The sequence below is a fragment of the Paraburkholderia elongata genome (assembly GCF_013177735.1).
Taxonomy (GTDB): domain Bacteria; phylum Pseudomonadota; class Gammaproteobacteria; order Burkholderiales; family Burkholderiaceae; genus Paraburkholderia; species Paraburkholderia elongata.
Genome location: NZ_WOEZ01000112.1, coordinates 1 through 21,514, shown reverse-complemented (window position 1 = coordinate 21,514; position 21,514 = coordinate 1). Strand labels below are relative to the sequence as shown.

Annotated in this window: 16 protein-coding genes and 2 pseudogenes; 11 read left to right on the top strand and 7 right to left on the bottom strand. The window is 62.1% G+C overall.

Annotation, left to right across the window (positions count from 1 at the left end; translation table 11 throughout):
* Positions 1-10: 10 nt before the first annotated feature.
* The 3 genes from GNZ13_RS21090 to GNZ13_RS21080 all read left to right on the top strand — a co-directional run bounded on the left by GNZ13_RS21090 (position 11) and on the right by GNZ13_RS21080 (position 3,078).
* Complete coding sequence (locus tag GNZ13_RS21090; RefSeq protein WP_172167775.1) at positions 11-961, top strand: dimethyl sulfoxide reductase anchor subunit family protein; 951 nt, start codon at positions 11-13, stop codon at positions 959-961.
* Positions 962-1,299: 338 nt separating this feature from the next.
* Positions 1,300-2,634 (top strand): MFS transporter, encoded by a 1,335-nt coding sequence (locus GNZ13_RS21085; RefSeq protein ID WP_172167773.1) that lies wholly within the window; start codon positions 1,300-1,302, stop codon positions 2,632-2,634.
* Between the two features lie 180 nt (positions 2,635-2,814).
* Positions 2,815-3,078 carry a hypothetical protein gene (locus tag GNZ13_RS21080; protein WP_172167771.1) on the top strand — a complete coding sequence of 88 codons (264 nt, stop codon included), beginning with the start codon at positions 2,815-2,817 and terminating at the stop codon, positions 3,076-3,078.
* Positions 3,079-3,120: 42 nt separating this feature from the next.
* On the opposite strand, the gene GNZ13_RS21075 is transcribed toward GNZ13_RS21080, so the two are convergent.
* Positions 3,121-3,972: a LysR substrate-binding domain-containing protein gene (locus GNZ13_RS21075; protein WP_172167769.1), complete on the bottom strand. Its 852-nt coding sequence runs from the start codon at positions 3,970-3,972 to the stop codon at positions 3,121-3,123.
* An 89-nt stretch (positions 3,973-4,061) separates the two neighbouring features.
* Between GNZ13_RS21075 and GNZ13_RS21070 the strand changes: the two genes are divergently transcribed.
* Positions 4,062-4,916 carry an alpha/beta fold hydrolase gene (locus GNZ13_RS21070; protein ID WP_172167767.1) on the top strand — a complete coding sequence of 285 codons (855 nt, stop codon included), beginning with the start codon at positions 4,062-4,064 and terminating at the stop codon, positions 4,914-4,916.
* Positions 4,917-5,022: 106 nt separating this feature from the next.
* Here the strand turns inward: GNZ13_RS21070 and GNZ13_RS21065 are convergent, their stop codons facing one another.
* A complete protein-coding gene (locus tag GNZ13_RS21065; protein ID WP_172167765.1) occupies positions 5,023-7,584 on the bottom strand; it encodes an adenosylcobalamin-dependent ribonucleoside-diphosphate reductase in 2,562 nt (853 codons plus the stop codon).
* 168 nt (positions 7,585-7,752) lie between these two features.
* A complete protein-coding gene (locus tag GNZ13_RS21060; protein ID WP_028197253.1) occupies positions 7,753-8,037 on the bottom strand; it encodes a DUF3331 domain-containing protein in 285 nt (94 codons plus the stop codon).
* A gap of 345 nt (positions 8,038-8,382) precedes the next feature.
* On the opposite strand from GNZ13_RS21060, the gene GNZ13_RS21055 reads away from it, so the two are divergent.
* Complete coding sequence (locus tag GNZ13_RS21055) at positions 8,383-9,465, top strand: AI-2E family transporter (RefSeq protein WP_172167763.1); 1,083 nt, start codon at positions 8,383-8,385, stop codon at positions 9,463-9,465.
* Between the two features lie 55 nt (positions 9,466-9,520).
* Here the strand turns inward: GNZ13_RS21055 and GNZ13_RS21050 are convergent.
* Both GNZ13_RS21050 and GNZ13_RS21045 read right to left on the bottom strand, forming a co-directional pair.
* Positions 9,521-10,381: pseudogene (locus GNZ13_RS21050) on the bottom strand (alpha/beta hydrolase).
* Between the two features lie 39 nt (positions 10,382-10,420).
* Positions 10,421-11,530, bottom strand: coding sequence for an OpgC domain-containing protein (locus GNZ13_RS21045; protein ID WP_172167762.1), 1,110 nt, complete (start codon positions 11,528-11,530; stop codon positions 10,421-10,423).
* A gap of 555 nt (positions 11,531-12,085) precedes the next feature.
* On the opposite strand from GNZ13_RS21045, the gene GNZ13_RS21040 reads away from it, so the two are divergent.
* Positions 12,086-13,258: a porin gene (locus GNZ13_RS21040; protein ID WP_172167760.1), complete on the top strand. Its 1,173-nt coding sequence runs from the start codon at positions 12,086-12,088 to the stop codon at positions 13,256-13,258.
* Positions 13,259-13,342: 84 nt separating this feature from the next.
* Here GNZ13_RS21040 and GNZ13_RS21035 read toward each other — a convergent pair whose 3' ends face one another.
* Together GNZ13_RS21035 and GNZ13_RS21030 are read right to left on the bottom strand one after the other, a co-directional pair.
* A complete protein-coding gene (locus tag GNZ13_RS21035; RefSeq protein WP_172167758.1) occupies positions 13,343-13,672 on the bottom strand; it encodes a hypothetical protein in 330 nt (109 codons plus the stop codon).
* Positions 13,673-13,887: 215 nt separating this feature from the next.
* Positions 13,888-14,475 (bottom strand): NUDIX domain-containing protein, encoded by a 588-nt coding sequence (locus tag GNZ13_RS21030; RefSeq protein WP_172167756.1) that lies wholly within the window; start codon positions 14,473-14,475, stop codon positions 13,888-13,890.
* Positions 14,476-14,599: 124 nt separating this feature from the next.
* Here GNZ13_RS21030 and GNZ13_RS21025 point away from each other — a divergent pair, with 124 nt between their 5' ends.
* The 5 genes and pseudogenes from GNZ13_RS21025 to GNZ13_RS21005 all read left to right on the top strand — a co-directional run bounded on the left by GNZ13_RS21025 (position 14,600) and on the right by GNZ13_RS21005 (position 21,392).
* Positions 14,600-15,355, top strand: coding sequence for a DeoR/GlpR family DNA-binding transcription regulator (locus GNZ13_RS21025; protein WP_172167754.1), 756 nt, complete (start codon positions 14,600-14,602; stop codon positions 15,353-15,355).
* A gap of 381 nt (positions 15,356-15,736) precedes the next feature.
* Positions 15,737-18,564, top strand: a pseudogene (locus GNZ13_RS21020) (xanthine dehydrogenase family protein molybdopterin-binding subunit).
* Positions 18,561-19,364, top strand: a complete 804-nt coding sequence (locus tag GNZ13_RS21015; RefSeq protein WP_172167752.1) for a (2Fe-2S)-binding protein — start codon at positions 18,561-18,563, stop codon at positions 19,362-19,364. Before GNZ13_RS21020 ends, GNZ13_RS21015 begins: the two are co-directional and overlap by 4 nt.
* A gap of 11 nt (positions 19,365-19,375) precedes the next feature.
* On the top strand, positions 19,376-20,677 hold the full coding sequence (locus GNZ13_RS21010) for a cytochrome c (RefSeq protein WP_172167750.1): 1,302 nt from the start codon (positions 19,376-19,378) through the stop codon (positions 20,675-20,677).
* A 298-nt stretch (positions 20,678-20,975) separates the two neighbouring features.
* Positions 20,976-21,392, top strand: coding sequence for a hypothetical protein (locus tag GNZ13_RS21005; RefSeq protein WP_172167748.1), 417 nt, complete (start codon positions 20,976-20,978; stop codon positions 21,390-21,392).
* Positions 21,393-21,514: the final 122 nt, after the last annotated feature.

Sequence of the window (21,514 nt, the reverse complement as noted above, 5' to 3'; positions counted from 1 at the left end):
GGATCTCGCGATGAATCCGGCTTTTTCGGTGGTTTTTCTCACGACGTTGAGCGGCGCGGCGCAGGGCTTGCTGATCGCGCTGGTCGGCGTGGAGACGGCTGCGCATCTCGGACTCGTCACGGCGCCCGCGGATGCGTTCTACGTCACCAGCGCGGCGCTGTCGGTGGTGTTGGGCGGCCTCGGACTGATCGCCTCGTTCTTCCATCTCGGGCATCCGGAGCGTGCATGGCGTGCGGTTGCGATGTGGCGAACCTCATGGCTGTCGCGCGAATGTCTCTGCCTGCCGGCGTTTCTCGCCTGCTCGTTTTTCTATGGCGTCGCGCACTGGTTCGGCTCGCCGTGGTCGCTCGCGATAGGCGTGCTCGGCGTACTAACGAGCGCCGCGCTGTTCGTCTGCTCGGCGATGATCTATGCATGCCTGCGTTTTCTACAGGAGTGGGCCACGCCACTCACGCTGGTCAACTTCGTGCTGCTAGGCTGCGCTTCCGGGTTCACGCTGGCGACGGCGCTGACCGCGTGGTTCGCGCCGGGGCTGACAGCGGGGCTGGCGGTCTGTGCCTGCGTGGTGACACTCGCGGGCTGCGCCAGCCGCTCGGCGTCGCTCATGCGCAATGCGCGGTTGCGGCCGAAGTCCACCGTGCAGAGCGCGACCGGCATCAAAAACCCGAAGCTCGTACAGATCTCACGCGGCTTTACCGCCGGCGCTTTCAATTTGCGTGAATTCTTTCACGGCAAATCGGCGGGGACGCTGCGGGGCGTCAAATGGGGTTTCCTCGTGGCCGCGTTTGCCGTGCCCGTGTTACTGATGGCGCTGGGCGCAGGCATGCATTCGATCGACGTCTCGCTCGGCTTGCTGGCCGCAGCGTGTCTCGTGCAATACGCGGGCCTCGTGGCGGAACGCTGGTTCTTTTTCGCCGAAGCGAAGCATCCGCAGAATCTTTATTACGCGAGAGTCGGCTGAGGCTTGCGCGTTCGCGTTGGCGTTCGCACCAGAACCTCCCGCCGCACGGGAACAGTGCTGTACTGCACCACCGTGCCTGACCACGTTAAAAAACAGCTTGTGCCGCCGACGCGATGCGTCGCGCGGCATCGCTGTTTCCGGCTTCCTCGCACGCCGAACACCGAAATCCGCGGTGTGGCACGGCATATGCATATAGAGCCCGCATAGGATCAATGTCGACCTATCTTCATTTGAATCAATAGCAGCACCCTCACAACGGGCTTTTGGACAACGGCGTCCCCCGAATCCAGTCATCTGACTGGGTTCGCGGGACGCTTTTTCTTTTTTCTGGAACGACGATGACGGACAAAGCAACTCGCATCGAACTCTTCAGCCTGCGCACGGCACCGATGCGCGCGTTCCATCTGACGTGGATGGCGTTCTTCGTCTGCTTCTTTGCGTGGTTCGCCTGCGCGCCATTGATGCCGCTGATCAAGAGCGAATTCGGGCTTTCCGTCGACCAGGTCGCCAATATCAACATCGCCGCGGTCGCGGTCACGATCCTCGTGCGTCTGGTGATTGGCCCGCTATGCGACCGCTACGGCCCGCGCAAGGTCTATTGCGGCCTGATGCTCGCGGGCGTATTTCCCGTGCTCGGCGCCGCGCTCTCCAGTGGCTACGAGAGCTTCCTGCTGTGCCGCCTGTGCATCGGCGCAGTTGGGGCCAGCTTCGTCATTACCCAGTACCACACCTCCATGATGTTCGCGCCGAACGTGGTCGGTACGGCCAACGCGACGACGGCCGGGTGGGGCAATGCCGGGGCAGGCGCTGCGCAGGCACTCGTGCCGCTGCTGCTGGCGGCGGTCATGGCGCTCGGCGCAGCACAGTCGTCGGCTTGGCGCCTTGCGCTGGTGGTGCCGGGCCTTGCGATGCCCGTCATGGCGATATTTTATTGGCGCTTCACGCAGGATTGCCCGCAAGGAAACTTTGCGGAACTGCGGGCGCGCGGAATCGCGATCGACGGCGGCAAGAAGGGCGGTTGGGCGAGCTTCCGGGCGGCCTGCGCGAACTATCGCGTCTGGATGCTGTTCACCACCTACGCAGCGTGTTTCGGCGTTGAGGTTTTCATTCACAACGTCGCCGCGATTTATTACGTCGATCATTTCCACCTGTCGCTGAAGGCGGCAGGCATCGCCGCCGGCAGCTTCGGCCTGCTCGCACTGTTTGCCCGCGCGTTGGGTGGCTGGCTGTCGGACAAGGCTGCCGCGCGTCGAGGCCTCGACGTCCGCGCGACCTTGCTGTTCTTGCTGATCGTTGGCGAAGGCCTGGGCCTCGTAGGTTTCGCACACGCGGACAGCATCGCACTGGCCGTGATCGCCATGCTGGTTTTCGGTCTGTTCACGCACATGGCTTGCGGCGCGACTTACGCGCTGGTGCCGTTCATTGACCGCAAGGCGCTCGGCGGCGTCGCGGGCGTGATTGGCGCCGGTGGCAATGTCGGTGCAGTGGCGGCCGGGTTCCTGATGAAAGGCGTCGGCAGCGTCCAACAGACGCTGGCGATGCTCGGCATGCTCGTCACGCTGTCCGCGTTATGCGCGCTGGCAGTGCGCTTCAGCAGCGAACACAAGGCGCGCGAAGCGGCGCTACGCGAGCACGCGTTGGCTGCCGCGGGTACCAACGGCCTTGCAAATTGACGGAATCGCTTTCGCATAAGGGCTGTCGTCTTCTACCAGGCGCTGCACGGAGAAGGTGCTACGGCGTGGACGTGAGCACTAAGCTCAAGCTGATGGGCGTGGATGTTGCGAGCATGCAAAAGCTGTTGGTCGACACCGAGCTGGAACGGTTGAGCATCGCATGAAGGAGACTGAAGTTTCATGATGAAGAGACTTAAAACCATGCTGGCCGTGATCAAACCCGGCGATACTTTCCTCGCGCGCCATGACGACGGCAAGGTCATTACGTCAGGTTCGGAGGACGTCGGGGAGGGACACCTGCGACATACGGCGAACCTTCGCGCCTCACATCTGAGCGAGCGAGGGCGACATGAACGTGCACGGCGCCGCACTCGCAACCCGGGTGTGGCCGTGGGGCAGGCGCACCTCGGTACGCCACTTTCGCATCGCAATCGATTGCGTTGAAGGGTGTTGAAGGGGCCCGTATCGGCACGCTGCACTGCGTGACTAACGCTGCAGTTCAGACATGATCTTTTCGGCGAGAAAGTCGCATGGCGGCCGCTTCGATTTAGCGCTCCGCGCCAGTATCAGTTCCAGCGCGGCGATCTCAGGCAAGCCCTGCGCATGGCCGAGCAAGGTAAGGTGAGCGGGAACCGCGCAACGCGCGAGCGGCGCCACTGCGAGTCCCGCTTCGACCATGCTGAGAAGGCCCAGCAGGCTCGGGCTCTCGTAAGAGGTTCGATAGGTGATCTTCGCCTGTTCAAGACTGCGGATCGCGTTTTCCCGGGCGACGCTACCCGGCAGGAACACGGCAATCGGCAGCGGCCGCTCGCGCCAGATGTCATGCGCGCTGGGCGCCGCGGCCCAGACCATCGGTTCGAGCCGGATAAACTCGCCCGAGAGGCCCTTGACGCGTGTTCCGCAGACCAGATCGACCGATCCGTCCTTCACCATGGGTGCGAGCGCTACGCTCGGCAGTCCGACCACCTGAATCTCGACCTTCGGATAGGTCGCGGAAAATTTCTTGAGGATCGACGGCAGCAGTGACGACGCGTAGTCGTCGGGCACACCGATGACGACCCGGCCGGTTACGTCGGGACGGACCACCGCCGCCCACGCTTCATCGCGCAGGGCGAGCATACGCCGCGCGAACGTCAGCAGGACCTCGCCGTCTTGCGTCGGAATCACGCTTCTCGGCTTGCGCACGAAAAGCGGCTTGCCGAGCGCGGTTTCGAGCGTCTTGATCTGCATGCTCACCGCCGATTGCGAGCGATGGACGATTTCCGCCGCACGGCTAATGTTTCCCGTGTCGGCCACGGCCACGATCATTGTCAGAACGTCCAGATCAAGCGCTTTCATTGGTATCAGAAAAATAGATAGATACCATCAATATTACGCGATTTTCTTAGATTGCCGTGTCGTGCATAGTGCTGGAAAGGAGCCCATGCATGAACGCGCGAACCGACCCTTCAATACTTTCAGTCCCGGAGTTGTGCTTTGCAACCGTGCCCTCCGGCATCTGCGTGCCCTATGTGATCAGTGGTTCGGGAGAGCCGCTGGTTTTCGTGCACGGATCGCTTTGCGATTACCGCTATTGGAGCAGTCAAACCGAATTTCTTTCGAAGCATTTCCTCTGCATTTCGGTCAGTCTCAGCCACTACTGGCCGGCTGACGATGCCTGCATTCAAGGCGAATTTGGCTGGAAGACGCATGTCGCGGAACTCGCCGAGTTCATTGCGGCAATGGACCTCGGGCCGGTTCATCTGGTGGGGCATTCGCGGGGAGGGTGCGTCGCATTCCACGTGGCGCGCGAGTATCCGCGCTTGGTGAAGACTTTGACGCTCGCTGATCCGGGTGGCCCGTTGCAGATCGATGGAATGTCGGAAGCCTCGTTGCCACCTGCGACCAATGTCCTTCGCGCCAAAGTTGCTGATCTGATTGAAAGCGGTGCGGTTGACGCCGGACTGGAGCTTTTCGTCGACTCGGTGAGCATGCCTGGTTTCTGGCGCAAGAGTCCCCCCAGTTTCCGCACAATGGCGATCGACAACGCCGCCACGCTGCCGAAGCAGTTTCGCGATCCGTTGCCCGCGTACTCACGTGATGCAGCGCGTGACGTGCAATGCAGGACGTTGCTGATCGAGGGCGAAAAGAGCCCTCGCATGTTTCGCAACAACGTTGACAAACTGGCGGATTGGATCGATTACGCGGACAAACAAACCATTGCAGGCGCATCGCATGGGATGAACGTCGCGAAGCCGGGGGTATTCAACCGGCTTGTCCACGCCTTCGTGAGCTCTTGGTAGTGCTGATCGTCGCGGTCGACCGCCTTCATCGGCGGTCGTGTCATGATCAGTTATTTGCACCAGAGCCGTGAGGCTCACACAGCTTATCGCTGCCCCCGGTTGTCACTCACCCGCACGCGCCGACTTCACCACACGCCGTACAGAAGTCGCACCCATCCTTACGGATCACCGCGTTCGCACCGCAAGAGCCGCATTTGCGTCCAAGCATGGTGTGCAGCCCTTGCGCACCGCCGGGTTGCGTCAACGTCGTTTCGTCGGCGTCGCCAGGATGCGGACGGATACCGAAATCCGCCGGCAACGCCGTCTCGGCTCTCATCTGCCCGCGCGGCAACCGCGCAAGCAAGCGCGACGGCACCTGGTTGCCTTCGGCGTCGAGAAAACCGCGCCGGTGCAGAATCTGCTGGATCGCAAAAGCGAGCGCCGCGACTTCGGAATCGTGCCAGCGTGGCGTGCGATGACCGTCGAGGCGTTGCACCTCGCCGAGCCGCACCTGCCCGCGATCCCACGACACCTTGCGCATATCCTGCAAGTTGCGTGCGACAAAACCACCGCGTGCCGCGAGCGACAGCGAACGCATTGTCGCCGTGATCCATTGCTGCGATTCGTCGCGCTGACCGGTCGGAATGAAGAACTCGATGGGGCGCTCGATCGTGACGTCTTCACCGCCAAGTCGTCCCGTCACTTCGATGAACGACACCGCCACGTAAAGCGATTTCTTGCCCGCTTGCGTCAGGTACTCGACTTTTTCGATGATCGCAGGCAACTCGCCCTTGGGTCGATGATCGATCGCAATCCGCAGCGGATCCTGATCGGTCTCGGCCAGCGTGTCATCCACTGGCGGCGGGCTTACGCTCAGCACCGCGCCGAGCGTTTCATTCGGGCGGTATGTGGCGAGGCCCTTGAGACCGTTTTTCCATGCGTCGAAGTAAAGGCTTTCGAACGCTTCGAATGGATAGTCCGCCGGCACGTTCACCGTCTTCGAGATCGACGTGTCCACGTAGGGCTGCACGGCGGCCATCATGTCGAGGTGGTCGCGTGCCGACATTTCGAGTGCGCTGACGAAGTAGTCCGGCAGGCTGTTCACATCGCCGCCGAGTTCGCGATAAAGACGATACGCGTAGTCTTCGACATCGAACGATTCGCGGCCGCCGTCGGCCATCACCTTCATGCGCGTGTAGGTCCACGAGAAGGCCGGTTCGATGCCGTTCGACGCGTTGTCGGCGAACGCGAGGCTGACGGTGCCCGTCGGCGCGATCGACAGTAAATGACTGTTGCGGATGCCGTCCTGGCGTATCGCATCTTTGATGTCGTCCGGCAGGCGCGAGGCGAAGGTGCCTGCTTCCAGATAACGTGCGGCGTCGAACAACTCAAATGCGCCGCGCTCGCGCGCCAGTTCCACCGACGCCCGATAGGCTTCGTCACGCATCAGCCGGGCAATGCGCACCGCGAAGTCGCGGCCTTCCTGCGAGTTGTAGCGCAGGCCGAGCATCACCAGCGTATCGCCGAGGCCGGTGAAGCCCACGCCGATGCGCCGCTTGGCGCGCGACTCGTCATATTGCTGCTGCAGCGGCCATAGCGTGACGTCGAGCACGTCGTCGAGGAAACGCACCTGGATACGGGTGCATTTGGCGAGTCCGTCCCAGTCGAACGAAGGCTTGCGGCCTTTCATTTGCGCGAACGGATCGACCACGAAACGCGTGAGGTTCAACGGTCCGAGGTTGCAGCAGCCGTAGGCCGGCAACGGTTGTTCGCCGCACGGATTGGTGGCGCGGATCGTTTCGACGGCGCGTAGATTGTTGTCTTCGTTCATGCGTGAGATGAACACGATACCGGGCTCAGCGACGTCGTACGTGGAGCGCATGATGCGGTCCCAGATCTCGCGTGCGGGCCTTTCGCTGTAGACCCACAAACCGTCTTCGCGTTGCCGCACGTCGCCGGCCGCGCGGAGCGCCGGCGACGGCTCGGCGCGGTGCACGAGCGGCCAGGGCTGATCTTCTTCGACGGCGCGCATGAATTCGTCGGTGACGCCCACCGACACGTTGAAGTTGTTCCAGCGGCCTTTCGAATGTTTCGCCTCGATGAACTCGATCAGATCGGGGTGGTTACAGTCGAGCACGGCCATTTGCGCGCCGCGCCGCGAGCCGGCGCTTTCCACGGTCCGGCACGAGGCGTCGAACACGTCCATATAACTGCACGGTCCGGACGCCGACGAACTGGTGGTATGAACGCGGGCACCCTTGGGCCGGATCGCGGAGAAGTTGTAGCCGACACCACCGCCGCGCCGCATCGTTTCGGCGGCTTGCAGCAACGCCACATAGATGCCGGGCAGGCCTTGTTCGTCGACCCCCTGAATCGCGTCGCCGACCGGCTGCACAAAGCAATTGATGAGCGTGGCGGCGATGCCCGTGCCTGCCGCGCTCATGATGCGCCCGGCGCCGAGCGCGCCGTGCCGCAGATTGTCGACAAAGAGCGCTTCCACCGACTCGCGCAGGGCCTCCGGTTCCGCCTGAGCGACGCCGCGGGCGACGCGTTTGAACACGTCGTCGGCCGATTGCTCGTCGCCTTTCGCGTATTTCTCGAGCAGAACGTCCAGAGAGAATTGTTGCGGTGCAACTAATTGGCTAGGGGGAATCGCTGCGGCGCGGGTTTCCGGGGTGTCTTCTGCCATGGTGTCGCCTCTAGCAGCGTCGCAAGAGGCGCGGCGCGGTGGGTGGAATTGCGGATCACTATACCGCCGCGTGTGGGGCGAACGGGGTGACTTGACGCAATGGGGACCACCTTAGCGCACGTGGCGAAGGGCCGCAATCGGAGAGGGTTTTTTGCCTCGCTTCAAACTTCAGGCTTCAACAAGCTCGCCCAACACCTCAGCACAAATCATCGCAGAAGCATTCGAAGGTGCCGGCCGTTCAGCCGGTTTAAACACCGCATCGCCGCGGCGAATCTTGCGCCGCGTTACCGCGCACGTTCCCGACGTATGCGCCGAGCGCCGCCGCCAACGCTGCTCGCCATAATGACAGCGCCCCGGTTCGACCCAGCGGATCACTAGCGTGGTGTCGGAGCGCTCGAGAATTTCGATGCGTACGCCATTGGTACCGTCAAGGGGGATGGACTCTAAGGTCATCATCGTCGGCTCCGTATTGTGGTGTGCCGAATGTAGTCCCGTGCGCGCCGGATAGCCATTGTGTCGCGGTTGAAACACTGTTCTCCAAATAGCAACAATGAAACTTGACATCCGCGCTTACCCGAAACGGCGGGGCTTTGCGGGATATATGCGAAGTGAATTTGCGATAGCGTGGATTTTTGCAACGCAGTGTTGTACGCAGTGCGACGAGAATGCCGCCAGCAAAGGACGCCGGTGCTTCCTTTAAGATGTGGTTATCGATGAGCGACCGTGCGATGCAAGTGTAGCGGGTTTGCATTTTTCCGGTCGGCTCGCGCACATATTCACAGAACCATAAGAGCACACATGATTTCACGCCCCCCCGTAGCTTCGCCTGAACCGCCGATACCCCCCGATTGCATCAAAAAGCAGAAGGCGGCGTCTCTCTTGCTGTACACCGTACTGGTGCTGTTGGCGCTGTGGGTCGTGCGCGATTTCATTGGGGCGATGGCCTGGGCCGGCGTCATTGCGATCGCGCTGTGGCCGTTTTTGCAAAAAGTGGAAGGCAGCCATTGGTTCACTGGCCGCACGACGCTGATCGCCGCCGTGCTGACGCTCGCGATCGCGTTGCTGGTGGTGCTGCCGTTCGGTATCGGCATTGCGCAAGCGTTGCGCGAAGCGCATGAGATGACTGACTGGTTCAAGGCCGCGCAGGAAAACGGTATTCCGATGCCGGACATCATCGAGCGCTTGCCCTTCGGCGTGCAACAGATTTCAGCCTGGTGGCAAGCCAATCTCGCTCAGCCGCTGCGCGACTCGGCGGCAATGAAGGGGCTGCACAGCTCCACGGTCATGACGCTTGGCCGTCACTTCGGCGCGCGCGCGGCGCGCGGCGTGATGGTGTTCGCCTTTATGCTGGTCACGCTGTTCGTGATCTTTCAGGCGGGGCCGCGTCTGTCCGGCTCGCTGATAAAAGGCGTGCGGCGCGGCTTCGGCGACGACGGCGCGCAGTTGCTCGAGCGCATGGCCGCGGCAGTGCGCGGTACGGTGTCGGGGCTGGTGGTGGTCGGGCTAGGCGAGGGCGTGCTGCTGGGTGTCGCCTATTTCGTGACCGGCTTACCGCACGTCGCGCTGCTCGCGTCCATCACGGCGATCGCCGCGATGCTGCCGTTCTGCGCACCGATCATGTTCGGCCTCGCGGCCTTGTGGCTGTTCTCGCAAGGCTCGGTGGCCGGGGCCATCGGGCTTGCGGTGTTCGGTTCAGTCGTGGTGTTCGTCGCTGAACATTTCGTGCGGCCGGTGCTGATCGGCAACTCGACGCGATTGCCTTTCCTGCTGGTGCTATTCGGCATTCTCGGCGGGGCGGAGACGTTCGGTTTGCTCGGCCTCTTCATCGGGCCCGCGCTCATGACCGTGCTGGTGGTGCTGTGGACCGACCTCGTGCAATAGTTGCACGCAATTTGCCGGCGCAATCAGGACTGCTGAATCGCCCGGTTACGCCGGATTACTTTTCCTGATCGCGCGCCGACTGTTTGACGCAGCCCAACGTGTATTTCAGCGCGGCGGGCAGCAGCGCGCTCCAGACATCCCAGGTGTGGCCGCCGTCGATGATGCGCAGCGCCGCCGGATTCCCCGCCAGCCGAAGATGCGTATAAAGCGATGCCGCATCGGCCTGGATCGGGAGGTCGTCGTCGCCGGCGGCAATGAACATCGGCAGGCGATAGGGCCGGCTCATGTACCGCTCCCATTGCGCCGGATAGTTGAGCGCATGCTAGACGTGCGGATCGAACTGCCGGTCGCCGAATACGCCGACGCGGCGAGCCGCCGAGGCGAGCGGCGGCTCATTCGGATAGATCGCGGGGCTTAACAGGAGCGCGCCGCAAAAGAGCTCGGGTTGCGTCATGGCGTAGCGCAGTGCGCCGAAACCGCCCATTGAAACGCCGCCAATCATCCGCCCGCCGCGCTGCGTCGCGACCGCGTAGTGCGTTTCGATTTCGGGCAGCAGATCGCCGAAAAACGCTGTCTCCATCTTCTCCTTGCGATCGACATACCAGTCTGTGCCGCCTTGCGGCATCACGATCGCGACCGGCGGTATCTCCTTGCGCTCGATCAGTGCGTCGGCGGTCGCCTGCAGGTGGCCCTGCGTGAGCCAGTCATTGGCGTCGCCATTGTTGCCGTGCAGGAGATAGAGCACGGGAATGCGCGCGGCGTCGTGGCGATAGCCGGTGGGCAGATAGATCGTATAGGCCCAGTCTCGGCCGAGCGCTTCAGAATGGAAGCTTCGGCTGATGACGGTGCTGGCGCTCGCCGGCGCGTCGACAGTAGCGCACAGCGCGAGGAGTGCGGAATGGAGGTATAGACGCATGTCAGAGTAAGAGGCCGCCGCGCAGATCGCGCGCGGCCGTCATGCTATCAGTTTGAGGCGCAAGCTCCAGAGGCGCGCCGTGAAACGCTTGAGAGGCTCCGACGCCTTGGCGACGGCGAACAGTCCGCCAACCGCACATGCATCCGCCACCAACCCTAGGGGATAGTTCAGATAGCCGTCGGTCGCGGCATACAGCACCGAATCGGCGACCAGCGAAATCACAGCGCCCGCGATAAAGCACAGCAGCCCTTTGCGGCCGATCGTGCCGACCCACGGCATCCATTGAGCGAGCTTCCTTGCCCAGCCGAGCTCGATCAGGTTCGCGACGAGCCAGGCAATCGCGAGAAAATTGACTGCGCGCAGGTAGGAGAGGTTTTGCTTGAAGCTGCCATCGAGCGGTTCGCGTTCAACAAACAGCTTGTAGTAGGCCGCGGTAGCGACCACGGCGACCGCCAGCAAGCTAACCAGCCAGCCGAGACGGTGTGCGCTGATCCGCTGATAAACCGGCTGGCAACGTGCCAGCACGCCGAGCACGAACAGCAATTGCCAGGCAAACGGATTGAAATCCCAGTGCATGTCCGGCGCGGCGGGCAGGTAGGCGTCGATAGCCGGTGCGCCCGCCCACAGCGCGACGCTGCCGGCCAGCAACAGCCACGGCTTGCTGCGCGCGAGCGGCAGGATCATTGGCACCAGCAGCGCGAAGAATGCGTACATCGGCAACACGGAAGCGAGATACGGCTGACGGCGCAATAGCAGGATGTCGCGCAGGGCGGCCACGGGGGCGTCCATCAGATCGTCGAGATCGGTGGTGGCGAGGTTCGGGCCGTCGATACTGAACGCGGTCAGCACCGCGCTGACCAGCAGCATCAAGCCGGCAGTGATGAGAAAGGCGCGATAGATTTCGAGCGAGCGCTGCAGGAAGCGGCTGCGCGCGGTTGCCTCGTTACGCCGTTCGGCGAGCGCCGCGTAGGCCGTTGCGGTGGCGAAGCCGCCGAGGAACACGAAGACCTCAGCCGCGTCGCACAGCGCATACGCGTGCAGCGTGACGCGCGACAGAATGCTGCCGCCGATGTGATCGACGACGATGATCAGGAGGACCAGCCCGCGAAAAAAATCGAGCTCAAGCAAGCGGGATTGCGACTTTTGCATTGTGTGGCGCCAAAAGCAGCCCCGTGCGACGGCTCGCTAGTCCAGCGCGGCAGGCGTCTCACAAAGCTTTTTGAAATTGGATTGGGTGTTGCGGCGGACGGCCGCCCCGCGGATGGCCGCCCCGCGGGGCGGCCATCCGCGTCGCCGCTTGAACCGACCATGCGAGGCTCAGTGGCAGAGGCCAGTAAAAATGACCCGTCTGACGGCGCGGAGTTCCGCTGCAGCGCCGCAAAAGCTTTCGATTATATTTCTTTCCATGACAAAGCCGCTACGAGACACGCAGAGTGGGGCGGCCAATGCGACAGCCCGCTTAAGTCCGGGCGGCGGGGCGCCGTTTACCTGAATAAGCGTCGCGAAAAAAGAGGCTGTCCCACGTAGTGGAGATTTCGCAACGTTTTGAGATATGGGCGTGACACCCGATGGACGGCGACGTAACGGCGTGTGAGGATTTCCTCAAAGCGCGTCGGGGTCTGTCGGGTCGATAGACGCCTCGAGAAGCGTCAAAAAGAAAGCGGTCGGATCGAGGTCCCATCACTCGAGCTCAGGGAGATCATCATGAACAAGCAAGTGTTCGCGCTGGCTGTCTCCACCGCTTTGTCTGCCACCTCGCTAGCTATTTTCTCCCTGCCTGCTTTTGCCCAGACGAGTGTGACGCTGTACGGCGTACTCGATGAAGGCATCAACTACACCAATAATGTCGGCCGCGGCCATGTCTATGAACTCGCGAGCGGCTATGCGCAAGGCAGCCGCTGGGGCTTGAAAGGCGCCGAGGAACTGGGCGGCGGCCTGAAGGCGATCTTCCAGCTGGAAAACGGCTTCGACGTCAGCTCCGGACGGCTTAACCAGGGCGGCCGGATGTTCGGCCGCCAAGCATTCGTCGGCTTGAGCTCGGCGCCGTACGGGACATTGACGTTCGGCCGCCAGTACGACTCGGTGGTCGACTATCTGGCGCAGACTACGGCCAACGGGAACTGGGCCGGTTTACTGTTCTCGCACCCGTACGATAACGACAACACCGACAACTCATTCCGTCTCGACAACAGCGTCAAGTACACGAGCCCGTCGATCTCGGGCTTCCAGTTCGGCGGCGTCTACAGCTTCAGCAACGACACCGGCTTCGCCAACAATCGCGCGTACAGTTTCGGCGGCCAATACACCTATGGCGGACTGCTGGTGGCCGCGGCGTATCTGCAGGCCGACAACCCCGGCAACGGCTCAAACGGCGCGATCACCGCGAACGACGCCAGCTTTATCGCCGCCCGCATGCGCGTGTTCGGCGGCGGCATCACCTATACCTTCGGCCCGACCACTGCCGGCTTCGTGTACACCAATTCGAACTACCTGAACCCCACCGGCAACGGCTATCTCGGCGTAACGCCGCTCGTGCGGCCGGGCGTGTTGTTGAACTCGTTGAAATATCAGAACTTCGAGGTGAACGGCAAGTATCAGATTTCGCCGGTGCTGTTTGTCGGCGCGCAATACGTGTACTCGATGGAAACCTACGACGCCTCGAGCGGCGGCGTGAAGCCGAAGATTCATTCGTTCGGCTTGATGGCGGACTACAACCTGTCCAAACGCACCGATGTGTACATTCAGGGCGAATATCAGCAAGTGACGGGCGACTCCACCTATTCGATTCTGGACGACGCGTTCACGCCGGGCACCCAGTCGCCGTCATCCACGTCGAAGCAGGTCGTGGTGCGCGCGGCGATACGGCATAAGTTCTAGGGGCGGCCGGGCGAGACGGCCGCGTATTGATCGATGACGCCAAGGCCAGGTGCGATGGATGTCGCTTTCCCGTGTGGCGGGAAATTAGTTCATCACGTAATTTTGAATCAGAATCCCGATTACCACGCCGGCGGGAATACCGAATGTTCTACCGCGAATGGTTGCGGTTAGATCTTCATCGAGTACGAAACTGCAGCGGCGTTCGCGCCAGACAGTTTTATAGGCCAATGGCTTTGCATCGACGATAACGATCGAAATGAGCGCGGTCAGGATAACCTGTTCCAAAGCATGCAGCTTCGCTATAAACGGCGAAAATTCACCAGCGTTGCACAGCAACACCATCACGACTGCAGCGACCAGGGTGCCGAAAAAGAAACCACCCATGAATCTGTTCGCTGAATTGAGAGAATCCACTTAAACCTCTAATCATTCGCCGGCTTTATCGAGCTGACGAAGTAAAAAAATATACTGACGGAAATGGCTTGCCCGTTTAAAGACCTGCCTCGCTTTAACTGTGAGACAGGCAGGCTTCAAAAGGACCCGTAAGAATAATTTTTTGATGTTCTTCAACATATCGTCCTTTTCCCAAAGTCGTGTGGGACTAGTCCGAAATGCCTGCGAGCCGACGCCTAGGCGCCGAACAGATTCAACTTTGCGTACTGCAACAACATGATGGTCTTCCCGTCGACGATCTCGCCGCGCTCGACCATCGCCAGCGCTTCGTCCACCGGCAATTCCAGCACCTCGATATCTTCGCCTTCGTCGGCAATCCCGCCGCCCGCGCCGACCTTTGCCACCGCATCATATTCGGCGACGAAAAAGTACAGCTTTTCTGTCACCGAACCCGGGCTCATGAAGGCTTCGAACACCTTGCGCACTTCGTGCACGCGGTAACCGGTTTCCTCTTCGACTTCTGCGCGAATCCGTTCTTCGGGCGAGGCCGCCTCCAGCAGGCCCGCCGGCGCCTCGATCAGCATGCCGTGATGACCGTTGACGAACGCCGGCAGGCGGAATTGCCGTGTCAGCACCATCGTGCGGCGGCACGCGTCGTACAGCAGCAGCGTCGCGCCGTTGCCGCGATCATAGGTTTCGCGGCTCTGGCGTTGCCAGCTGCCGTCCGCGCGTTGGTAGTCGAAAGTGGTTTTCTTCAGCACGTACCAGTCGTCCGATAGCACTTTCACGTCGACAATCCGCACCCGCTCGGCGATTTCGTTCATGGCTCGCATCCTGTCTTGTTGGGGAAACGCGGTCTGCACCGCATGCAATTCATGGTATCGTGCAGTATCGTGCAAAAACAAGAATTTTCGTGCAATCAGCCAAAACGCTTCCGGGACGGCCGCCGTGCTCACATCGCAAAGAAAACAGTTGATCCTCGAAGCGCTCGAGCGTGACGGCCAGGTGATCGCCAAGACCTTGAGCGTGGAGTTCGATGTCTCCGAGGACACCATCCGGCGCGATTTGCGCGAACTTGCCGCCGAGGGGCAGCTTCAGCGCGTGCATGGCGGCGCATTGCCGGCGTCGCCGGCGGCCGTGGATTTTGCCGGGCGCGAGCACATCGAATCGGTGTCGAAAGCGGCGATCGGCCGGGCGGCGGCGGGCCTGATCGGGCGCGGCCAGATTGCGTTCATCGACGGCGGCACGACCGCCGTGCAACTGGCGCGTCACCTGCCGCGCGACCTGTGGGCGACGATCGTCACGCACAGCCCGAGCATCGCCGTCGAACTGGCGGAGCACATGGATCTCGAGGTCATCATGATCGGCGGGCGCCTGTTCCGGCATTCGATGGTCAACGTGGGCGCGGCCGCGATTGAAGCCCTCAGCCACATTCGCGCCGACCTCTATTTCATGGGTGTGACCGGCGTGCATCCGCAAGCGGGTCTGAGCACCGGCGATATGGAGGAGGCCTACGTTAAACGCGCCCTCGCGGAGCACGCGGCGGAAACGGTGGTGCTGGCGTCGGCGGAAAAACTCAATGCGGCGTCGGCGTACAAGATTGCGGACGTGTCGGCGGCCAGCACGATCGTCGTCGAGCGGAACACGCCAGAGGCGCTCACCGCGCCGTTCGAGGCATTGGGCATCACGATCTTGCGTGCTTAGTTAAGCGTCATAAACCCGCTGTTATAGCGATTCATACCCGATTGGTTATTTGCGAGATAGCTGACAAAAAATGACGCAGCGTGTGTCTAAACAGCGAGATAATCCCGGCCCTTGCCCTCTGTAGGGCAGGGAAAAAGGCAACTCACGGTAGTTCAAGGTAAATCAGATCGACTGCGGCATAGCCGAAGTGATGGCTGCTGCACGTCGCCGGTACGCCCGGGCGCACGCAAGCGCCCGCGGTTCGAACACCTCCCTCGTGGTTTACAGCCGTTCAGCGCAGGTCCGCCGCGTGTACGCTGGCATGCGGCCGCGCCGCCACGGCCTGTGTTCCGCGTTTGTCCTGCTACCGGGTTGCCGCTGTGTTCACTAAAGGAGAAGTCCATGGGGAAACTCGACCTTTCGCGTCGTAGTTTTCTGAAGGCCAGCGTGTTGGCGGGTGTGTCGGTGTATATCGCGCCGATGGGCAGCCGCGCATTCGCTGCGTTGTTCGAAGAAAAAATTCTGACGCCAGTTCAGTGGGACGCCAGCAACGGCCAGGCGAAATTCCGCATCGACGGGATCGCCAAAGTGACCGGTTCGAAAGTGTTCGCACGCGACATCCGCGCCGCCGACATGCCGCACTGGCCGCAGCAGCAATCGCACGCCTTCATCCTGCGCACGACGCAAGCCGACCGCAGCTACGAAGGCTTCGACCTGTCGCTGCTCGGCGACGAATTGAAGCCTGACCGCGTGGTCACGGCGGCCGATCTGACGCGCGACGGCCTGATCTTCCCGGCCTTCTACGGCGACGACATGCTGCTGCCGCCGGGCAAGACGCCCGCGTATCTCGGTCAGGCGGTTGCGATCCTGATCTATCACGACTTCGCGCGCTTCCGTTTCGCGAAAGACAAACTGAAGTTCCAGGATCAGATCATCCGTTACGGTGCTCAAACCGGGCCGCTCGAACGCGATCCGTGGGGCACGTTCCGCTTCGTGCGTGTCGGCGGCAAGACGCCGTATGACGACGACATCTTCTCCAGTCTGAAAGACGCGCCGGTGTTCCCGAGCATGATGCGCAAGCACCAGCCGGTGTGGCCGGACGGCGTCGAACACGGCAAGCTCGACGAGCAGGGCATGTTCCATGCCGGACAGATCCAGCAAGAGTTGGATCATCCGTCGGCGGACTGGCTCGTGCTGGAGCGCGAGTACAACACGCAGTCGATCGACACGGCCGCGCTCGAACCCGACAACGCGAACTGCTGGTACGACGCGGCGACGCAATCGCTGCACATGGTTGTGCCGACCCAGGCGCCGTCTGAAGTCGCGGACAGCGCTGCCGGCATGGTCGCGAAGTGCGCGTTCCCCGTGAAGAATCTGTTTATTCACCCGTGCTACACAGTCGGCTACGGTTCGAAGGACCACTTCAACGTGCCGTTCTACGGCCTCGTCTGCGCGATGTATGCGGATGGCCGCCCGGTGCGTCTTGCGAACGATCGCTACGAACAGTTCCAGACGTCGTTGAAGCGCCATGCGTTCAAGATGAACTACCGGATCGCCGTCGATAAGAAGACGGGGATGTTGCAATCTTTCAAGGCCGCGATGGAAGCGGACGGCGGCGGCCGCTGCAACTTTTCGCCGTCGGTGGCAATGGTCGGCGCGACGGCCGCGCAATCGATCTATTACTTCCCGAAGAACGATCTCTCTGCGGTGGCGATCGCCTCGCGCGCTATCGACGCCGGTTCGGCGCGTGGCTACGGCACGCTGCAAAGCATGGCCGCGACCGAGACGATGGTCGACGAAATCGCCGCACAACTGAATGTCGATCCGATCGACTTCCGCCTGAAAAACGCGCTGCGTTCGGGCATGAAAAACACCCAGGGCGCGGTGCCCGCCGGCGCGATTCGCGTCGACGATGTGTTGCAGAAGGCGAAGATTCATCCGCTGTGGGTGAATCGCGCGAAGCGCAAAGCCGAGTTCGAAGCTGCGCATCCGGGCAAGCGTTATGGCGTTGGCTTTGCGTGTGTGCAGAAGGACTTCGGCACGGGCGCGGAAACCTCGTTCGCGAAGGTCGAGTTCAGCGCCGACGGCAAGATCGGCCTGCAACACACGGCGGCCAAAATCGGCACCGGCATGTCGACCTCGCAGGCGATCGCGGTCGCGAAGTGGCTCGGCAAACCGGCCACCGACGTGCATGTCGCGATCACCGATTGGCCGGATCTGCCGGTCGTCACGAGCGGCGATCCGTACATGATGTCGCAAGCGGACCAGGACAAGCTGGCTGCGAATCCGCGCTGGTCGCCGGGTTATGCGTCGCCGTCGAGTGCGACCAATTCGGCGTTCTACTTTACGCACAGCACGCGCGAAGCGGCACGCGTCATCTTCGCGCACGGCTTGTGGCCGGCGGCGATGGCGATCTGGAGCCAGGGTGGTGGCGGCGGTCAAGCCGCGCCGCTCGTGGTGCGCATGGAGGACGCGCGTTGGGTCGACGGCAAGCTGTCCGCGGCGGGCTCGAAGCGCTGCCGTTCGAACAGCTCGCGAAGAAGGCGCACGAGTTGGGTCTGGTAACCGGTGCGACCGTGCACGTGTTCAATCGCTGGCAATGGACCGAAGCGGACTTCGAGATTGACGGCAGCGTCGAGCGTCTGCCGCTCGACGGCCTCGCGCTGCGCTACGGCGATAACGCTTCGGCCGATAAAAAGAAACTGCAAACCACGCCGAACCATTACCGCGTGCTTGATCGTCAGCGCGTGTTCATTCCGCCGGTTCAGCGCAATAACGCGGCGGTCACGTACTACAGCGCTGTTGGCACGCTGGTCGAGCTGTCGGTGCATGAAGCGAGCGGCAAAGTGGACGTGCTCGCGCATCACTCGATCATGGAATGCGGCAATCAGCTTTCGCCGCAACTCGTGTCGGGCCAGTTGCAAGGCGGCCTCGCAATGGGCATCGGCCATGCGCTGCACGAGTATTTGCCGCTCTACGAGGACGGCCCGGGCAACGGCACGTGGAACTTCAATCGCTACCACTTGCCGCGCGCGACGGACGTCGCCGTCTGGACCCAGACCGGCGAAGTGCTGCCGCCGCTGACCGAGACCGACCCGCCGAAGGGCATCGCCGAAGTGGTGATGATTCCGGTGGTCGGCGCGATCGTGAACGGTATCGCGCACGCGATCGGCCATCGCTTTACCGACCTGCCGGTCACCCCGCAACGTATTCAGAAGGTGCTCGCATGACGGCCTCCACTCAAACTTCCGCTAGCGCTGCGAGCAGTGCGGCGAGCGCCGCCGTTGCCTCAGGCAAAGTCTCTGGCGCCTCCGCTGCTGCCGCGGCATCCGCTACTGCAGGCGCCTCGGGCGCTGCCGTCGCTACCCCGGCTTCAGCTGCTTACGGTGCGACGGCGTCCGCTAGCGTTGCGGCCAGCGCGCCGGCCGCGACTGTGGTCGAGCGTCCGTTGACACATTTCCGCACGCTGCCGGTCTCGGTCAAGGTGAACGGCGAGATCGTTGGCCCGACCGACGTGCCCGCCGGTCTGATGATGATCGATTTCCTGCACGAGTACCTGCATCTGACCGGCTCGCGCCTCGGTTGCGGGCAGGGCATCTGTCACGCGTGCGTCGTGATCGTCGACAATCCGGACGGCACCAGCGAAGAAGTGCGCACCTGCATCACGGGCGCGAATTTCTTCCATGGCAAAACCATCCGCACGATCGAAGGGCACGCCAAGCGCAACGAAGCAGGCGAGGTCGTCGAACTGTCGCCGATCCAGCAGAAGTTTCTTGAGCACTTCAGTTTTCAGTGCGGCTACTGCACGCCCGGCTTCGTCAATGCGGCCACCGTGCTGATCGAACGTCTGAAGCGTCAGCCGATTGCCAAAGATCAGGTCGAGCAAACCATCACCGAAGCGCTGAACGACCATATCTGCCGCTGCACAGGCTACGTGCGCTACTACGAGGCCGTGAAGGAAGTCGTGATGACCACGCCTGGCCTCGTAAAGGACGCCGCGAAGAAAGTCCCCTCGGGGGACGCCGCATGATGAGCTCCTCGATGAATTTGCGTCGCGCGCTGCTGTTGCTCGGCACGGCTGCTTTGCTCAGTGCTTGCGGCAAACACGACGACTCCGCTGCTGCGATGCAGGCAGCCGCCGCATTGGGCCCGCAATCCACCGCCGCCGATCCGCTCGCGCGCGGCCGTTACCTCGTCAAAGCCGCCGACTGCGCCGCCTGCCACACCACGTCGGATGGCGCGCCGTTCGCCGGCGGCGTGAAGCTGGCTTCGCCGTTCGGCACCTTCTACGGCACCAACATCACGCCGGACAAGGACCACGGTATCGGCAGCTGGAGCGCGGACGATCTCTATAAGGCGCTGCACGACGGCGTCACGCCGACCAAGCAGTTGTATCCGGCCATGCCGTACACGTCCTACCGCCAGTTGTCGCGCGCGGATAGCGATGCGATCTACGCGTATCTGATGGCGCAGAAACCGGCAGCCGTGGCGAACCACGAGCCCGAGCTGTCGTTCCCGTTCAACATGCGTTTTGGCGTGCGCTTCTGGAACTGGGTGTTCCTGAAGGACGCGTTGCCGGACGCATCGAAAGGGCAGTCCCCCAATCCCCCAAGGGGACTTCCTTCGGGGCGTGGGACTTCCTTCGGGGCGTCTGCTGACTGGAATCGTGGACGCTATCTGGCGAGCGCGCTCGGCCATTGCGCTGAATGCCATACGCCGCGTGGCACGTTCGGGCAGCTCGACGGTGCGAAGCCGTTGACGGGTGCGGCGCTTGGCCGGATCGCCGCACCGGATATCACGCCGCATGGTTTGGCGGCGCGTGGCTGGACGGCTGCGGACCTGCAGACGTTCTTCGCCACCGGCATCGCGCCGCAGGGCTCAGCTTTCGGCGAGATGTATCCGGTTGTGCATCTGAGCAGCCAGTACATGACGCATGACGATCTGCGCGCGATGTCGACCTATCTGCTCGGCGACCAGGCGCCGGCGCCGCAACCGTTGCAATCGGTCTCCGCCGATGCCGCGCAACTCGAGGCGGGGCGCAATGTGTATCTCGCAGTGTGTGCCGGCTGTCACGGCCTTGGCGGCGAGGGCAAGCCACATGTCGCGGTGCCGATGCACGGCAACTCGACAGTGCGTCAAAGCGATGCACATAACCTGCTCGTGGCGATGCTCGACGGCATCGGCGCGCAGGATTTCCCGGGCCTCGAGCGGATGCAGGAGATGCCGGGCTTCGCCACGCAACTCAGCGACACGGAACTCGCGCAGCTCGCGAATTATCTGCGTGCCACGTATGGCGGCCAAGCTGCCGACGTGACGGCCGATGCGGTGAAAGCGTTGCGATGAAACATGCCATGCGTCGGGGCATTGCAAGTCAGGCGCGAGGCGTTATGTAAGGAACAGCCGGTGCCGTCAAAGGTGCCGGCTTTTTTATGCGTGCGCGACGAATTTTTCGTCTGTCATACGCGCGCGATATGGACGCTGAGGGTTTGCGCTTGCGAAGGCCCGGTCATCGTGTCTCCTGTGAGTGGCGTGCAATGAACTCACACGCAATGACCTGCTCAAATGGTATCGCGCCGTTGTCGCCCGGCGGCGCGCCCTACGTTTCGCCGTAGACCAATCGGATTCCCTTCCCGGAGACTTCATGAGTAATCGTGCGACGCAAATTCTTCCTCAAAATCCTTCCGCCCAGTCGCTGGGCGCGCCGCTGGCTTGCGTGCAAGGCACGATCAGCAAGGTGTTCTTAAGCCCCGAGTTCCACAACAACGCCAATCACCAGCACTTCGTCATCAAGATCGACAAGGTGTTGAAATTCGAAGGCGGTACGCAGAACCTGACCGGCACCGAAGTATTCGTCGCTGTGCGTTTCGGTGATAGCGAGGGGCTGGCGCAGGAAATCCCCGGATTGCAGGTGGGCCAGCCGATCGAGGTTCAGGGCGAATACATCTCTGATGCCAGCGCCTATCCGACCGAGGACAATTCCAACCCCGTTCTGCCGGTACTGCACTTCACGCATCATCCGGTCGGCTACGTGAAGTATCAGGGCCAGTCCTACAGCTAGGAGACCGTCGGAGTTGAGGTGAAGCGTAATTCAAAACACTTCAAGGTCCGACTGAGTTCGCGCCGGTTTGCGGACTCACTTCGTCGTCGACACGCAATGAAAGCAATTTGAAGGCTGATTGG

Bases quoted from the DNA above. Each gene is read 5' to 3' on its own strand.
- GNZ13_RS21080 (WP_172167771.1), top strand. From the start codon at position 2,815: ATGATGAAGAGACTTAAAACCATGCTGGCCGTGATCAAACCCGGCGAT.
- GNZ13_RS21045 (WP_172167762.1), bottom strand. From the start codon at position 11,530: ATGCAAAAGTCGCAATCCCGCTTGCTTGAGCTCGATTTTTTTCGCGGG.
- GNZ13_RS21085 (WP_172167773.1), top strand. From the start codon at position 1,300: ATGACGGACAAAGCAACTCGCATCGAACTCTTCAGCCTGCGCACGGCA.
- GNZ13_RS21070 (WP_172167767.1), top strand. From the start codon at position 4,062: ATGAACGCGCGAACCGACCCTTCAATACTTTCAGTCCCGGAGTTGTGC.
- GNZ13_RS21065 (WP_172167765.1), bottom strand. From the start codon at position 7,584: ATGGCAGAAGACACCCCGGAAACCCGCGCCGCAGCGATTCCCCCTAGC.
- GNZ13_RS21010 (WP_172167750.1), top strand. From the start codon at position 19,376: ATGAATTTGCGTCGCGCGCTGCTGTTGCTCGGCACGGCTGCTTTGCTC.
- GNZ13_RS21005 (WP_172167748.1), top strand. From the start codon at position 20,976: ATGAGTAATCGTGCGACGCAAATTCTTCCTCAAAATCCTTCCGCCCAG.
- GNZ13_RS21090 (WP_172167775.1), top strand. From the start codon at position 11: ATGAATCCGGCTTTTTCGGTGGTTTTTCTCACGACGTTGAGCGGCGCG.
- GNZ13_RS21055 (WP_172167763.1), top strand. From the start codon at position 8,383: ATGATTTCACGCCCCCCCGTAGCTTCGCCTGAACCGCCGATACCCCCC.
- GNZ13_RS21015 (WP_172167752.1), top strand. From the start codon at position 18,561: ATGACGGCCTCCACTCAAACTTCCGCTAGCGCTGCGAGCAGTGCGGCG.
- GNZ13_RS21030 (WP_172167756.1), bottom strand. From the start codon at position 14,475: ATGAACGAAATCGCCGAGCGGGTGCGGATTGTCGACGTGAAAGTGCTA.
- GNZ13_RS21060 (WP_028197253.1), bottom strand. From the start codon at position 8,037: ATGACCTTAGAGTCCATCCCCCTTGACGGTACCAATGGCGTACGCATC.
- GNZ13_RS21075 (WP_172167769.1), bottom strand. From the start codon at position 3,972: ATGAAAGCGCTTGATCTGGACGTTCTGACAATGATCGTGGCCGTGGCC.
- GNZ13_RS21040 (WP_172167760.1), top strand. From the start codon at position 12,086: ATGAACAAGCAAGTGTTCGCGCTGGCTGTCTCCACCGCTTTGTCTGCC.